The sequence below is a fragment of the Streptomyces sp. NRRL S-244 genome, assembly GCF_000717915.1.
Classification (GTDB): domain Bacteria; phylum Actinomycetota; class Actinomycetes; order Streptomycetales; family Streptomycetaceae; genus Streptomyces.
On the sequence record NZ_JOCX01000016.1, the window covers coordinates 42,056 to 57,023 of the forward strand.

Annotated in this window: 14 protein-coding genes; 5 read left to right on the forward strand and 9 right to left on the reverse strand. The window is 72.9% G+C overall.

Annotated elements, in window-relative coordinates; translation table 11 throughout:
• Window positions 1-16: 16 nt before the first annotated feature.
• The 5 genes from IF02_RS35210 to IF02_RS0120920 form a co-directional block, all read right to left on the reverse strand.
• Complete coding sequence (locus tag IF02_RS35210; protein ID WP_199809261.1) at window positions 17-184, reverse strand: hypothetical protein; 168 nt, start codon at window positions 182-184, stop codon at window positions 17-19.
• Between the two features lie 189 nt (window positions 185-373).
• Window positions 374-985: a hypothetical protein gene (locus IF02_RS0120905; protein ID WP_030159116.1), complete on the reverse strand. Its 612-nt coding sequence runs from the start codon at window positions 983-985 to the stop codon at window positions 374-376.
• A 103-nt stretch (window positions 986-1,088) separates the two neighbouring features.
• Window positions 1,089-1,643: a GNAT family N-acetyltransferase gene (locus IF02_RS0120910; RefSeq protein WP_030159118.1), complete on the reverse strand. Its 555-nt coding sequence runs from the start codon at window positions 1,641-1,643 to the stop codon at window positions 1,089-1,091.
• Window positions 1,644-1,682: 39 nt separating this feature from the next.
• The gene (locus IF02_RS0120915; RefSeq protein WP_030159119.1) at window positions 1,683-3,932 is read right to left on the reverse strand and encodes an MMPL family transporter; all 2,250 of its coding nucleotides are present in this window, start codon (window positions 3,930-3,932) and stop codon (window positions 1,683-1,685) included.
• Window positions 3,933-4,148: 216 nt separating this feature from the next.
• Complete coding sequence (locus tag IF02_RS0120920; protein ID WP_051696410.1) at window positions 4,149-4,601, reverse strand: signal peptidase I; 453 nt, start codon at window positions 4,599-4,601, stop codon at window positions 4,149-4,151.
• A gap of 55 nt (window positions 4,602-4,656) precedes the next feature.
• On the opposite strand from IF02_RS0120920, the gene IF02_RS0120925 reads away from it, so the two are divergent.
• Together IF02_RS0120925 and IF02_RS0120930 are read left to right on the forward strand one after the other, a co-directional pair.
• Window positions 4,657-5,460, forward strand: a complete 804-nt coding sequence (locus IF02_RS0120925) for a GNAT family N-acetyltransferase (RefSeq protein WP_420708185.1) — start codon at window positions 4,657-4,659, stop codon at window positions 5,458-5,460.
• A gap of 33 nt (window positions 5,461-5,493) precedes the next feature.
• Complete coding sequence (locus IF02_RS0120930; RefSeq protein WP_030159125.1) at window positions 5,494-5,994, forward strand: DinB family protein; 501 nt, start codon at window positions 5,494-5,496, stop codon at window positions 5,992-5,994.
• 121 nt (window positions 5,995-6,115) lie between these two features.
• Here the strand turns inward: IF02_RS0120930 and IF02_RS0120935 are convergent, their stop codons facing one another.
• Window positions 6,116-6,850: a siderophore-interacting protein gene (locus IF02_RS0120935; RefSeq protein ID WP_030159127.1), complete on the reverse strand. Its 735-nt coding sequence runs from the start codon at window positions 6,848-6,850 to the stop codon at window positions 6,116-6,118.
• A 63-nt stretch (window positions 6,851-6,913) separates the two neighbouring features.
• Between IF02_RS0120935 and IF02_RS0120940 the strand changes: the two genes are divergently transcribed.
• The 3 genes from IF02_RS0120940 (at window position 6,914) to IF02_RS0120950 (ending at window position 11,584) form a co-directional block, all read left to right on the forward strand.
• Window positions 6,914-9,034: a penicillin acylase family protein gene (locus IF02_RS0120940; protein WP_051696420.1), complete on the forward strand. Its 2,121-nt coding sequence runs from the start codon at window positions 6,914-6,916 to the stop codon at window positions 9,032-9,034.
• Window positions 9,031-9,678 carry a GNAT family N-acetyltransferase gene (locus IF02_RS0120945; protein ID WP_051696411.1) on the forward strand — a complete coding sequence of 216 codons (648 nt, stop codon included), beginning with the start codon at window positions 9,031-9,033 and terminating at the stop codon, window positions 9,676-9,678. The genes IF02_RS0120940 and IF02_RS0120945 overlap by 4 nt, the downstream gene beginning before the upstream one ends.
• Window positions 9,679-9,751: 73 nt before the next feature.
• Window positions 9,752-11,584, forward strand: a complete 1,833-nt coding sequence (locus IF02_RS0120950) for a protein kinase domain-containing protein (protein WP_030159133.1) — start codon at window positions 9,752-9,754, stop codon at window positions 11,582-11,584.
• Window positions 11,585-11,698: 114 nt separating this feature from the next.
• On the opposite strand, the gene gatB is transcribed toward IF02_RS0120950, so the two are convergent.
• From gatB to gatA, 3 genes are all read right to left on the reverse strand, one after another.
• Complete coding sequence (gene gatB, locus IF02_RS0120955) at window positions 11,699-13,189, reverse strand: Asp-tRNA(Asn)/Glu-tRNA(Gln) amidotransferase subunit GatB (RefSeq protein WP_030159134.1); 1,491 nt, start codon at window positions 13,187-13,189, stop codon at window positions 11,699-11,701.
• A gap of 37 nt (window positions 13,190-13,226) precedes the next feature.
• Window positions 13,227-13,406 carry a hypothetical protein gene (locus IF02_RS0120960; RefSeq protein WP_229345000.1) on the reverse strand — a complete coding sequence of 60 codons (180 nt, stop codon included), beginning with the start codon at window positions 13,404-13,406 and terminating at the stop codon, window positions 13,227-13,229.
• Window positions 13,407-13,468: 62 nt separating this feature from the next.
• Entirely contained in the window at window positions 13,469-14,965 is a 1,497-nt protein-coding gene (gene gatA, locus IF02_RS0120965; protein WP_030159138.1) for an Asp-tRNA(Asn)/Glu-tRNA(Gln) amidotransferase subunit GatA, read from the reverse strand.
• Between the last annotated feature and the right edge of the window lie 3 nt (window positions 14,966-14,968).

Here is a 14,968-nt window from a genome sequence, read left to right on the forward strand (position 1 = left end):
CGGTCCGCGGCGCGGGTCACGCGGCGCGCGTGAAGCGGCTCCGCTGTCCTCTCACCTGCCGTTCGGGTTCCTGGCTGCGCGAGGAGGCGCGGTGCGCCTTCTTGGCCTCCTGGACCAGGCGGTACCGGTCGGCCTGGCGGATGAGGTCGGCGCGGCGGGCGGTGGCGATCTCGTACTCGAACATCTCGTACTCCTCGGTTCGCGTTTCTCGGCACCTCGTTCGGTGTGATCCAAGATTCGCGTCCCAGGGGGTGCCGGCACATCGGGCGCATGCCGCATCTGTACGGGACAGGGGTCCTTAGGCCGCAGCCGAAGGACCCCGGGTCGGGCCGGGAGTGCCTAGGAGGGGGTCCTAGGCGGGGGAACGAGGGTCCTAGGCGGCCTTCGGGAGGGGAGCCAGGATGTCGAAGTACATGAGGCCGAAGAGCAGTACGCCCAGGGCGCCGAGGGCCACGGCGGCCCAGGAGACGGCGCGGACCCAGGTGGGGAGGGTGCGGCCGGGGGCGCCGAAGGCGGGGCGGGCCAGCACGAAGACGGCGAGCAGCAGGGCCAGGGTGGACAGGACGCCGTTGACGAGGGCGGTCATGTGCCAGGCGTCGCCGTACAGGGCCTCGATCTTCGCCTCGGTGGTGGCGGCGTTGACCGACTCGATCTGGCCCACGAGGGTCTGGCGCTCGGCTATGACGCGCGAGACCCAGCTTCCGCTGAGGGCGACGAGCCCGAGCCCGGCCGCGACCACGGCGGAGGCCGCGGCGCCGACGCCCTCGGACCGCTGCTCCGGCTCGTCGAGCTCGTCGTGGAGCTCGTCCTCGAGGTCCTCGTCGGAGAGGTCGGCCTCGGTGGCCTCGGCGGTCTCGGTGGTCTCCGCGGCGGGGGCGTCCTTGAGGTCGGCCTTGGCCTCGGCGGCTTCGGCGGCCTCGGTGGCCTGGGGCTCGGCGGTGTCCGCCTCGGGAGCGGTCGGGTCGGCGGTCTTCGTGGTGTCCATGCGGGGCACCGTAGGCGGCTTGTCTGAGAGGTTTCTGAGAAGGCCCCGGCGCCTTCGGGCGGGGCCGGCCGCAGGCCCCGGACCGGGGCCGCGGCGGGTGGTGTCAGGCGGTGGGGGCCGGCGGCCACTCGCGGGCGAGGACCGCCCAGATCTCGGTGTCCTGGCGGACGCCGCGGTGGGGGTAGCTCTCGCGCAGGACGCCCTCGCGGGTCATGCCGAGGCGCTCCGCGACGGCGAGGCTCCTGCCGTTGGCGGCGGACGCGTGCCACTCGGCGCGGTGCATGCCGCGCTCCCGGAAGGCCCAGTCGATCAGGATGCGGCAGGCCTTGGTCACCAGGCCCCGGCCGGCCGCTTCGGGCTCCAGCCAGCAGCCGACCTCGCAGTTGCCCAAATCGGCCTCGAAGACCCGGAAGAGGACGCCGCCGACGAGGGTGCCGCCGACCCGGATGCCGTAGATCCGTCCGCCGTCGGCGGCCGTCTTCTGCGCGTACGAGGAGAGGAACCGGCGCGCCGAGTCGAGGTCGGTGACGATGTCGGCCAGGACGATGTGCTCGCCGATGAACTCGCGGCCGCGGTCCATGTGCGCCAGGAACTCCTCGGCGTGCCACACCTCCAGCGGAAACAGCTGGGCGTCGTCGGCGAGGTCTATCGAGAACATGCGGGTTCTTCCTTGGGTCTCATACGGCCGGTTGCCGCATCACCGGGATGCTGGGGCGGGCTCGGCGCCGTCCTCGCTCGTGGCGGGATCCGCGGCGGGCCGCTGCGCGGGCAGTGTCGCACGCGAACCACGCTCCGGGGGCTCGATGCTGATCTTGGGCAGCCGGCGGTCCAGCCAGGCGGGCAGCCACCAGTTGGCGCCGCCGAGCATGTGCATCAGCGCCGGGACGAGGAGGGTGCGCAGCACGAAGGCGTCGAGTGCGACGGCCGCGGCGAGCGCGATGCCGAACATCGCGATGATCCGGTCGCCGCTGAGCACGAAGGCCAGGAAGACGGCGATCATGATGACCGCCGCCGAGTTGATCACCCGGCTGGTCTCGGCGAGGCCGACCCTCACGGCCCGCCGGTTGTCGCCGGTCTCCAGCCACTCCTCGTACATCCGGCTGACCAGGAACACCTGGTAGTCCATGGACAGCCCGAAGAGGACCGACACCATGATCACCGGCAGGAAGGGCTCTATCGGGCCGGCGCTCCCCAGGCCCAGCGGCTCACTGCCCCAGCCCCACTGGAAGACCGCGACGACGACGCCGAAGGAGGAGGCGACGGCGGCGACGTTCATGGCGGCCGCCTTGAGCGGGATGCCGAGGGACCGGAAGGCCATCAGCAGCAGGACGCAGCCGAGGGCGATCACCACCCCGACGAACAGCGGCAGTTTCCCGACGATCACGTCGGCGAAGTCGTCGTAGCCCGCGGTCACGCCGCCGACGTGGACGGTCATGGAGTTGCCCTGTCCGGCGGCCGGGATGACGCTCTCGCGCAGCGTCGTGACGAGCTCGCTCGTGGCCCGGGACTGCGGGGCGGAGTCCGGGATGACGGTCAGGACGGCGGTGTCACCGCTCCGGTTGAAGACGGCCGGGCCGGTGGCGGCGACGCCGTCGGTCCTGCGGAGCGCCTCGGCCAGCTGGTCGACGGCGAGCCGGTCCCCGGCGCCGTCGAGGCGGGAGACCACCGTGAGCGGGCCGTTCACGCCGGGCCCGAACCCGTCGGCGAGCAGGTCGTAGGCCTGCCGGGTGGTGGAGCCCGCCGGGTTGTTGCCCTGGTCGGAGGTGCCCAGGTGGAGCGAGAGCGCGGGCAGCGCCAGGACCACCATGACCAGCGTGGCGAGGGTGCCGAGCAGCTTGGGGTGCCGTTCCACGAAGGCCGACCAGCGGGCGGCGAACCCGGTGGGCGTCTCGGGCCGCGGGCCCTCGGCGGCGAGCCTGCGGCGCTCGCGGCGGGAGAGGGCGCGCATGCCGATGTACGAGAGGAGGGCGGGGAGCAGGGTGACCGAGGCGGCGACGGTCAGCACCACCGTGAGGGAGGCGGCGATCGCGACGCCGTTCAGGAAGTTCAGCCGCAGCACCAGCATGCCGAGCAGCGCGATGCAGACGGTGGCCCCGGCGAAGACGACGGCCCGTCCGGTGGTGGCGACGGCCCGCTCGGCGGCCTCCTCGACCGGCAGGCCGCGCATCAGGCCCTTGCGGTGCCGGGTCACGATGAACAGCGCGTAGTCGATTCCCACGCCGAGCCCGACGAGGGTGCCGAGCATCGGGGCGAAGTCGGCGACGGGCATGGCGTGCCCGAGCAGGGTGATGCCGAAATACGCGGTGCCCACGCTGACGAGGGCGGTCGCGATGGGCAGCAGGCTCGCGGCGAGCGAGCCGAAGGCGAGGAAGAGCACCAGGGCCGCGACGGCCACGCCGATGACCTCGGCGAGGTGGGCGGTGGGCGCCTCGGTCAGGGCGACGGCCCGGCCGCCGAGCTCGACCTGGAGTCCGTCCGCCTCGGTGGTGGGGTTCTTCGCGGCGTCGACGACGGCCTTGGCCTGCGCCTTGGGTACGGAGTCGGCGTGCCGGTCGAACGTCACCACGGCATAGGCGGTCCGCCCGTCGGGGCTGATCTGCGCAGCGCTCTCGGGGCCGGCGCCGTACGGGCCGGCGACCGAACCGACGCCGGGGAGGGCGGCGATGGTGTCGAGGGCCTTGGCCATGCGCTGTTCGACGGCGGGAGTACGGACGCTCTGATGCTCCGGGGCCCGCCACACGACGGTGTCGGTGTCGCCGCCCTGGCCGTGGAAGCCCGCGCGCAGCAGGGCGTTGGCGCGGCTGGACTCGGTGCCGGGGACCTCGTAGTCGTTGGAGAACGCCGATCCGGCGGTCCCCGCGGCCACGGCCGTGGCGCCGAGGGCGAGCAGCCAGAGGAGGACGGCCACCAGGCGGTGGCGCAGGCACCAGCGTGCGATCGCTGCCAACGGACGTGCTCCCTGGTGGTTCGGATCTTTACCGGGGCTGCCCGACGCAAAGAACGCTAGAACTCGTGAAGGCCCGGCCGACGGCCCGGGGGATCGCCCAGGGATCGGTCAGGGATCAGCCAAGATGGTCTACACCGACACGATCCCAGCGTTTCGTGATCGTTGGCCCCTTTCGTGTGCATCGTCACAGGCGCGCGGGGCGGTACGGGACCAAGGTCATCCGCCCGAGGGGCCGTTCGACGGGCCGCCCGAGGGGCCGTCCGGCTCGTCGGCCCGGTAGCCCGGGACGGAGGGCCACCTGACGGTGAGCACCACCGCGTCCTCCTCGGCGTACCAGGAGTGGTCGACTCCGCGGCCCCAGACGACGTAGTCGCCCTGTTCGGCGAGGACGACGGTCCGGCCGGGGAACTCCAGCCGGAAGCGGCCGCTGATCAGCACCTGGAGCGCGGTGCGCTCCTCGCCCCGCACCCACTGGGCCCGCTCGTCGCCCTTCGGGTGGACTCCCCACTTGATCTCCACGTCCTTGCTGTGGCGCGGATCGGCCGGGTCTTTGAAGTGGCCGAGCAGCCAGCCGCGGTCGGTGGCGGCGTCCGGGGTGGCCTTGCCGGTGTAGACGGAGCCGGTGGGGGTGGCGGAGGTGGGGTCGGTGGAAGTGGGGTCGTCGTTCACGGGGGTGAGGCTAATGCAGTTGTGCGGCGGCGCGGACGGCTGGTGAGCTGGGCCGATGACGATGGATGCAGAGGAACTGACGAACGTACGGGCCGCGTACGACCGGGAGGTGCGCCGCGACGCGCTGCCGGACACCGCGGACGCCCGGGTGGAGCGGGCGGGGGCGGTCGTACGGCAGACCGCGGCCGGTCCCGGGTGGAACGGGGTGCTCTGGTCGGACCTCGACGAAGAGACGGCGGACGCGGAGATCGCCGCGCAGCTGGCGTTCTTCGCGGCGCAGGGGGCCGGCGAGTTCGAGTGGAAGCTGTACGGCCACGACCGGCCGGCGGATCTCGGGGACCGGCTGCGCGCTGCGGGCTTCGTACCCGAGCCGGCCGAGACCCTGATGGTGGGACGGGTGGACGAGCTCGCCGCACTGCCGGTGGAACCGCCGGAGGGGATCACCCTGCGGGCGGTGACGGACGAGGCGGGCGTCGACCTGATGATGGACGTCCACGCGCAGGCCTTCGGAACGGAGCGCCCCGCGATCCGGCACCTGATGCTCACCCTGCTGAAGAACGAGCCGGAGACCCTCGCGGCGGTCGTGGCGATGGCCGGGGACACCCCGGTGAGCGCGGCCCGCATGGAGATGCGACCGGGCTCCCCGTTCGCCGGCCTCTGGGGCGGCGGCACCCTGCCGCAGTGGCGGGGCCGCGGCATCTACCGCCTCCTGGTCGCCCACCGCGCCCGCATCGCGGCGGCCCGCGGCATCCGGTACCTCCAGGTGGACGCCTCCCCCGACAGCCGCCCGATCCTCCACCGCCTGGGCTTCTCGACCCTGGGCACGACGGTCCCGTACATCTGGACCGCAAAGCCGTAGCGGGCGCGGGAGGCTCCGGGAGAAGATCGCGGGATGGAACGTATCGGGCCGCCCCTGACCGGCGACGAGCGCCAGACGCTGCGCGCATTCCTCGACTACCACCGGGCCACGCTCGCCTGGAAGTGCGAGGGGCTCACCGACGAGGAGCTGCGGCGGCCCTCGATGCCGCCGTCCACCCTGTCCCTGCTGGGCCTGGTCCGGCACATGGGCGAGGTCGAACGGCACTGGTTCCGCCGCACCCTGAACGGCGAGGAGCTCCCCCACCTCTGGTCCGACACCCACGACTTCCAGGCCGCCTACGAGGCCTCCGGCTCCACGCGCGAGGAGGCGTTCACCGCCTGGGAGGCGGAGGTCGCGCACGCGCGCCGCATCGAGGCGGCCGCCGAGTCCCTCGACGTGACGGCGTACGTGGCCAGTTGGAAGGAGGAGGCCTCGCTGCGCCTCGTCATGCTCCACCTGATCCACGAGTACGCGCGGCACAACGGCCACGCCGACTTCCTCCGCCAGGCCATCGACGGCGCCACCGGAGCCTGACGGGCCCGCGGAGCCCGCGGGAGCCACGGGGCCGGGGCCGCCCGATCCGTCCGGCGGCCCGACCGGCAGTCCGTTCGGAGGTCCGTCCGGAGATCCGACCGGCGGCCCGTCCGGGGACCCGTCAGGCCGCCCGCCAGTAGCCCAGGCCGTTCACCCGCTGCTTCGGCAGGGCCAGGTCCTTGCGCAGGTACGCCGTCAGCGTGCGCGTCGTCGCCGTGTCGCAGGCCAGCCAGACGTACGCCGCCTCCGGGTCCGCGACGAGCTCCGGGAGCTCCGCCTTGACCTGCTCCACCAGCGCCGAGCCCGCGCGCCCGACCCGCCGGATCTCGTGCCGGTCCGGGTCCAGCCGTACCGGGAGGCCGGCGTCCGAGGCGTGCTGCGTCTCCAGCCAGATCGTCGCCAGGGTCCGGGGGTACGCGTCCAGCAGGGAGTTGATCGCCGGGACGGAGGCCGGGTCGCCGATCACCAGCAGCCGCTCCGGCTCCGGCGCCGGGGCGGTGAAGCCGGTCCCCTGGACGGTGGCCTCGATGGTGTCGCCGGCCTTCGCGGCCCGGGCCCAGGCGCTCGCGGGGCCGTCGTGGAGGGCGAACTCCAGGGCAAACGTTCCTGCCTGCGGATCCGGGTCGACGAGCGTGTACGCCCGCGTGTGCGGCTTGCCCGCGTTGTCGAACCACAGCCGCACCCACATCGTCGGGTGGAGCGATTCGCCCGCCGCGGCGAGCAGTCCGCCGTCCTCGACGTACACGCGGCGGTAGTGCTCCGTGACCTCCTCCGCGCCCGTGACCGTGAACGTGAAGTCCTTGCCGCGCAGAAGCCGCAGGACCACGCCTTCCCATCCCTTGCCGACGCCTGCCATGTGCGACCACCCCTCCCCATCGAACCCCTATAGTTAGGGCAGCCTAACCTAATGCCCTGGGGGATGAGTGTGAGCCTTCTGAACAACGCCGGCGCCGACGCGTTCGAGCTCTACCGCGACGACTGGGGCGTCCCCCATCTCCGCGCCCCCGACGCCGACCGCCTCGCCTACGCCCAGGGCTACGCCACCGCCCTCGACCGCGCCTGGCAGCTGGAGGTCGAGCGCCACCGCGCCCAGGGCTCCAGCGCCGCCTTCCTCGGCCCGGACTCCGTCGCCTGGGACCGCTTCGCCCGCCGGTCCCGGCTCGCCGACACCGCCCGCCGCTGCCACGAGGCCCTCGACCCCGGCACCGCGGCCTGGGTCGGATCCTACGTGGACGGCGTCAACGACGGGCTCGCCCAAGGCGCCGCCCGCGACGAGCGGTTCGCGCGCACCGGCCACGCCCCGACCCCGTGGGAGCCGTGGGTCCCGCTCGGCATCTGGATCGCCACCCACATCCTCTTCGCCGGGTTCGCCACCAAGCTGTGGCGCGAGCGCGTGGCCCGTGCCCTCGGCGACGAGGCCGTCACCCTCTTCGCCACCGACGGCCCCGGCACCGCCGGCAGCAACGGCTGGCTGGTCCCGGGCGAGCGGACCGCCGCCGGCTCGGCGCTCATCGCCGGCGACCCGCACCGGTTCATCGAAGACCCGGGCGTGTACCAGCAGATACGGCTCTCCTGCCCCGAGTACGACGTCCTCGGCCTGGCCGTCCCCGGCATCCCCGGCCTCGGCCACTTCGGGCACACCGGCAGCGCCGCCTGGGCGATCACCAACGCCATGGCCGACTACCAGGACCTGTACGTCGAGAAGCTGCGCCCCGGCGCCGACGGCGAGGGCATCGAGGCCCTCGGCCCCGACGGCGCCTGGGAGCCCGTCCACCGGCACACCGAGACGATCGCCGTCGCCGGAGCCGACCCGGTCGAGGTCGAGGTCCTGGAGACCGCCCGCGGCCCCGTGATCACCGGCGGCGGAACGACGGACCGGGAGGAGGGCGAGGAGGGCGAGGAGGGCGAGGAGCAGACCCTCTCGCTCCGCTACCCGCCCCGCGTCCGCCGCGACCTCGGCTTCGCCGTTCTCCCCGCCCTGCTGCGCGCCCGTACGGTCGCCGACGTCGACCGCGCCCTCGACGGCTGGGCCGAGCCCGTCAACGTCGTCCACGCCGCCGACACCGAGGGCGGCCTGCTGCACCGCGTCGCCGGCGCCGTCCCGCTGCGCGACCCGGCCAACCGCCTGCGCCCGGTGCCCGCCTGGGATCCGCGGTACGCCTGGCAGGGCTGGGCCGAGACCCCCGCCGAGCCCGTGCAGGGCTTCGCCGTCATGGCCAACGCACGCGGCATCGCCTCGCCGCTCGGCGTGGAGTTCGCGCCCCCGCACCGCGCCAACCGCATCCGCGAGCTGCTCTCCGGCTCGGCGGACTGGTCCCCCAAGGCGATGGCCGACGTACACCGGGACACCCACCTGGCCTCGGCCGCGCCGCTGCTGGCCCTGCTGCCCGGGCTCGACGGCCTGTCCCCCGCCGCGGGGGCGCTGCGCTCCCGGCTGCTCGCCTGGGACCGGCACATGGCCGCCGAGAGCACCGACGCCACCGTCTTCTCGGCGCTGCGGACCGCGACCGTACGCCGCTTCGCCGCCGATCCCGCCCTCGCCGCTCTGGCGGGGGCGCCGACCGGCCCCGAGGTGTTCCACCCCTGGCTGTACCTGGTCCCCCGCGTCGGCTACGCCCTGGAGGGGCTGCTGACCACCGCCCTCCTGCCGGCCCTCGACCGGGCGGCCCACGTACGCGCCGCCCTGGAGGAGACCGCCGCGGCGGGCGCCCCCGACACCCCGTGGTCGCAGGTGCACCGGCTCGCGCCCTGGTCGGCGCTCCCCGACCCGGACGCGCAGTGGCCCGGCCTCGGCGGCGACCACGACTGCGTGAACGCCACCTCCACCGTCCCCGGCTTCACCGATCTCACCGCCCGCGCCTCGGCGGCCCGCTACGTGTGGGACCTGGGCCGCCGCGAGGACAGCCTCTGGGCGGTCCCGCTCGGCGCGGACGGCGTCACCGGATCACCCCACCACCGCGACCAGCTCCCGTACTGGGCTCAGTGCGAACTCGTCCCCGTCGTCACCGACTGGACCCGTCTCACCAAGGAATCCGTATGACCAGCAGCAGCGCGTCCGCGTCCGCCTCGACCCCCGGCACCACCGCCGCCCCCACCACCCCCGGAACCCGGCAGCCCGTGTACTCCCAGCGCGTCGAGGGCGTCGGCACGGTCACCCTCACCCCCGTCGACCCGGCCGCCGATGCCGCGCTGATCCACTCCTGGGTCAGCGAGGAGCGGGCCCGCTTCTGGGGCATGCGCGAGGCCAGCCAGGAGCTCGTCCAGGAGATCTACGAGGACGTCGACCGCCGCACGACCCACCACGCGTTCCTGGCGCGCCGCGACGGCGAGCCCGTCGGGCTGTTCCAGACGTACGACTGCGCCGAGGACCGGATCAGCGAGTGCTACGAGGTCCTGCCCGGTGACACCGGCGTGCACCTGATGATCGGCCCGGCGCGGGGCGGGTCCGAACGCGGCTTCAGCGCGGGCCTGATCGGGGCCTTCCTCTCCTACGTCCTCTCGGACGGAACCACCCGCCGGATCGTCGCGGAGCCCGACGCCCGCAACGAGAAGGCCATCGCCCGCCTGGTGCGGTCCGGCTTCGAGCTCGGCCCGGAGGTCGAGCTTCCGGAGATCGACCTGCCCGAGGTGTACCTGCCGGCGAAGCAGGCCCGCCTCGTCTTCTTCCACCCCGAGGCAAACTGACCGTTCCGATTGACCGTGTGATTCCGGCCACGCCAGACTGATGCCCACTCAAAGCATCGGCGCTGGGGGGAAATTGACCAGCCAGGATTTGCACATCGGGCCGGATGCGGCAGCAGACCGGTACCGGCTGCTCCGGTCGATCGGGCGCGGCGGGGAGGCCGTGCTCTATCTCGCGGAGATCGAGCTCGCGGGCGGCAGCGAACCGGTGGTCGTCAAGGTGCTCGACTCCAAGACGACCATCACGCCCGACGAGTTCGACCGGATCAGCCGCAAGTGGAACGAGCAGGCCGAGCTCCTGCGCTTCGTGCACCGCCCGGGCGTGGTCGGCGTCCGGGAGCACTTCGAGGGGCCGCCGATCCACCGGTCGGGGGAGTCCGGGACGCTGACCGGGCGGGCCCTCGTCCTCGTGATGAACCACGTCGACGGGCTCGACCTGCGCGACTGGCGCGCCGAACGGAACCTCGCCACCGCCGCCGAGCGGCGCGAGGTGATGCGGACGCTGGAGCAGCTCGCCGACGTACTGGACTGGCTGCACTCGGGGAAGGCCACGCCGTCCGGGCGCCAGGTGATCCATGGTGACCTGTCACCCGGCAATGTGATGGTCGACGGTCACGGGCAGGCCACGCTGGTGGACTTCGGGCTCAGCAAGCTGACCGCCGACCACCAGACGGCGGAGGTGTGGTTCACCCCGGGGTACGCGGCTCCCGAGGTCTTCGACGGCAAGCGCACCCCGGCGGCGGACCGCTACGCCTTCGGGGCGATCGCGTACTTCCTGCTGAGCGGCGAGTCCCCGCCCAACTCCCCGGATCAGCTGGCCCGGGCGATGGGGGCGCTGCCGCAGATCGCGGTACTGGACGCCGAGCGGCGCGCCCGGATCGCCGCCGTCTACGCGGGCGATCCGGCAGAGCGGCCCGTCAGCCTGGCCGGCTGGATGAAGGACGTACGGCACGCGGTCGTGTCCACGACCTCCTCGACCTCGCAGCGGGCGGTGCAGGACGCCGTCCCGGCCCCGGCCCCGGCGCCGGTCCCGTCGAAGCCCGCGGTGCCTCCGCAGCCCGCGAGCCCGCCGCCGGTCCAGACTCCCGTCCGCACCCCCGCCTACTCCCCCGTCCACTCCCCGCCCCCGCCCCCGACCTCGCCGGCGCAGGACGCTCAGCCGCAGCAGGAGCACGTACCCGCCGGGTACGGGCCGACGTACCCGCTGCACGAGTCCCCGCCCCCGGGGCCCGCCGCGGCGAGGAAGCGGCGGGCCGGGCTCGTCCTGGGCTCGGTGGCCGCCGTCCTGGTCGTCGCGGCGCTCGCCGTGCTCGGCGTACGGCTGCTGGACAAGGACAAGGGCGGCGACCAGGCATCGGGCGGCAAGGGCGGCAGCTCCGCCTCCGACTCGGCCGTGGCGCAGGAGGAGTCCCCGACGCCCAGTCCCTCACCGAGCGAGAGCGAGAGCGGGAGTTCGGACGACGGGGCGACGCCCGGCCCCAGCGCCAGCGGCACCCAGCCGGGCGGCGTGGCGGCGGACATCAAGGCCGCCGACCTGACCCTGTTGACGCCCATCTCGGGGCTGGGCAACTTCACCGTCGGGGCCGCGAAGATCAACACCAAGCAGTACGGGGCGGCATTCATCGCTCAGCCCGACTGCAACGACGAGGCGATCACGGAGTTCGACCTCAACCGCGAGTGGAAGCACCTGGAGTTCACCGCCGGGATCGACGACGGCTCCACGCACGAGAAGGGGCGGGTCAGCATCTCGCTCGACGGGAAGCCCGCGGCCTTCTCCGAGCTGGTCGAGCTCGGCAAGCCGGCCACGCAGTCGGTGGACGTGACCGGCGCGCTGCGGCTGCGCGTCAAGGTGGACATGGGCTGCGACAACGGCACCGTCGTCATCGCCGCACCGCAACTGACCCGCTGAGCCGGGAGCGGCCCGGGCGGGAGCCGCCCGGGCGCGCGACGGCCCCGCACCGGATACCGGTGCGGGGCCGTCGCGGCCGTGCAGGGAACTACTACGGGGAACTGCCGCAGGCACCTACTCGGAGACGCCCAGGCGCTCCAGGATGAGCTCCTTGACGCGGGCCGCGTCGGCCTGGCCGCGGGTGGTCTTCATGACCGCGCCGACCAGGGCGCCGACGGCCGCGACCTTGCCGCCGCGGATCTTGTCCGCGATGGCCGCGTTGCCCGCGATGGCCTCGTCCACGGCCGCGCCGAGCGCGCCCTCGTCCGAGACGACCTTCAGGCCGCGCTTCTCGACGACCTCGTCCGGGGTGCCCTCGCCGGCGAGCACGCCCTCCAGGACCTGGCGGGCCAGCTTGTCGTTCAGCTCGCCCGCCGCGACCAGGGCCGCGACGCGCGCGACCTGCGCCGGGGTGATCGGCAGCTCGTCGACGACGACGCCCTGCTCGTTGGCGTTGCGGGCCAGCTCGCCCATCCACCACTTGCGCGCGGCGGTCGAGTCGGCACCCGCCTCGATCGTGGCGACGATGGAGTCCACCGCGCCCGCGTTGAGGATCGACTGCATGTCGTGCTCGTTCACGCCCCACTCCTCGCGGAGGCGGTTGCGGCGCACGCGCGGCATCTCGGGCAGGCCGCCGCGCAGCTCCTCGACCCAGTCGCGGGCCGGGGCGACGGGGACCAGGTCGGGCTCCGGGAAGTACCGGTAGTCCTCGGCGTTGTCCTTGATGCGGCCGGCGGTGGTGGAGCCGTCCTCCTCGTGGAAGTGCCGGGTCTCCTGCACGATCGTGCCGCCGGACGACAGCACGGCCGCGTGGCGCTGGATCTCGAAGCGGGCGGCGCGCTCGACGGAGCGCAGCGAGTTGACGTTCTTCGTCTCGCTGCGGGTGCCGAACTCGGACTCGGGGGTCGGGCGCAGCGACAGGTTCACGTCGCAGCGCATCTGGCCCTTGTCCATGCGGGCCTCGGAGACGCCGAGGGCCTTGATGACCTCGCGCAGCTCGGCGACGTACGCCTTGGCGACCTCGGGGGCCCGCTCGCCGGCGCCCTCGATGGGCTTGGTGACGATCTCGATGAGCGGGATGCCGGCGCGGTTGTAGTCCAGCAGGGAGTGGGACGCGCCGTGGATACGGCCGGTGGCGCCGCCGACGTGCAGCGACTTGCCGGTGTCCTCCTCCATGTGGGCGCGCTCGATCTCCACGCGGAAGATCTCGCCGTCCTCCAGCTGTACGTCGAGGTAGCCGTTGAAGGCGATCGGCTCGTCGTACTGGGAGGTCTGGAAGTTCTTCGGCATGTCCGGATAGAAGTAGTTCTTCCGGGCGAAGCGGCACCACTCGGCGATCTCGCAGTTCAGCGCGAGGCCGATCTTGATGGCCGACTCGACGCCGATCGCGTTGACGACGGGCAGCGAGCCGGGCAGACCGAGGCAGGTGGGGCAGGTCTGCGAGTTGGGCTCGGCGCCCAGCTCGGTCGAGCAGCCGCAGAACATCTTGGTCTTGGTGCCGAGCTCGACATGGACCTCAAGGCCCATGACGGGGTCGAACGAGGCGAGAGCGTCCTCGTACGACATCAGTTCGGTGAAGGTGGTCACGGTGAAACTTTCCCTCTCAGCCCAGCAGGACGTCGTCGTCGCCCAGGCGCTTCAGCTCGCGGTACAGGATCGCGAGGCCGGTGACGATGGCGGCGGCGGACACGACGGCGTCGACGAGCTTCAGCGTGTCGTGCTCGGTGCGGGCCTTCTTGACCTGCTTGATCACGCCGAGGGCGCCGAAGGCGGTGGTGCCCATCGACAGGTACGTACCGGTCTTGGACTTCTTGAAGCCCTTGGCCTTGGACAGTGCACTGGTGCTCACAGGGACGGTGCCTCCTCAAGCAGCGGGTGACCCCAGCGTGCGACGAAGGCGGCCTCTACGGCGGCGCCGACCTTGTACAGCCGGTCGTCCTTCATCGCGGGGGCAATGATCTGGAGCCCGACCGGCAGGCCGTCCTCCGGTGCCAGGCCGCAGGGCAGCGACATGGCGGAGTTGCCTGCCAGGTTGGTCGGGATGGTGCACAGGTCCGCGAGGTACATGGCGAGGGGGTCGTCGGTGCGCTCGCCGATGGCGAAGGCGGTGGTCGGGGTCGTCGGGGAGACGATCACGTCGACCTGCTCGAAGGACTTCTCGAAGTCCTTGGTGATGAGCGTGCGGACCTTCTGGGCGGAGCCGTAGTACGCGTCGTAGTAGCCGGAGCTCAGCGCGTACGTACCGAGGATGATGCGGCGCTTGACCTCGTCGCCGAAGCCGGCTTCGCGGGTGAGCGCGGTGACGTCCTCGGCGGACTTGGTGCCGTCGTCGCCGACGCGCAGGCCGTAGCGCATGGCGTCGAAGCGGGCCAGGTTCGAGGAGCACTCGGACGGCGCGATCAGGTAGTACGCGGCCATCGCGAGGTCGAAGGAGGGGCAGTCCAGCTCGACGATCTCGGCGCCCAGCTCCTTGAGGAGCTCGACGGACTCGTTGAAGCGCTGGACGACGCCGGCCTGGTAGCCCTCGCCGGCGAACTGCTTGACGACGCCGACGCGCATGCCGGCGACGGAGCCGTTGCGGGCCGCCTCGACGACCGGCGGGACCGGGGCGTCGATGGAGGTGGAGTCCATCGGGTCGTGGCCGGCGATGACCTCGTGGAGGAGCGCCGCGTCCAGGACCGTACGGGCGCAGGGCCCGCCCTGGTCGAGGGAGGAGGAGAAGGCGACCATGCCGTAGCGGGAGACACCGCCGTACGTGGGCTTCACGCCGACCGTGCCCGTGACGGAGGCGGGCTGGCGGATGGAGCCGCCGGTGTCCGTGCCGATGGCGAGCGGGGCCTGGAAGGCGGCCAGCGCGGCCGCGGAGCCGCCGCCGGAGCCGCCGGGGATGCGGGTGAGGTCCCAGGGGTTGCCGGTGGGCCCGTACGCGCTGTTCTCGGTGGAGGACCCCATGGCGAACTCGTCCATGTTGGTCTTGCCGAGGATGACGACGTCGGCTTCCTTGAGCTTGCGCGTCAGGGTGGCGTCGTACGGCGGGATCCAGCCTTCGAGGATCTTCGAACCGACGGTGGTCGGGACCCCGACGGTGGTGAAGATGTCCTTGAGGGCGAGCGGGACTCCGGCCAGCGGGCCGAGCTTCTCGCCGCGCTCGCGCTTGGCGTCGACGGCGCGCGCCTGGGCGAGGGCGCCCTCGCGGTCGACGTGCAGGAAGGCGTGGACCTTCTCGTCGGTCGCGTCGATGCGGGCCAGGTGGGCCTCGGTGACCTCGACGGCCGTGAGCTCGCCGGAGGCGATCTTCTCGGCGGTCTGGGCGGCCGTGAGCTTGATGATCTGGTCAGTCATGGT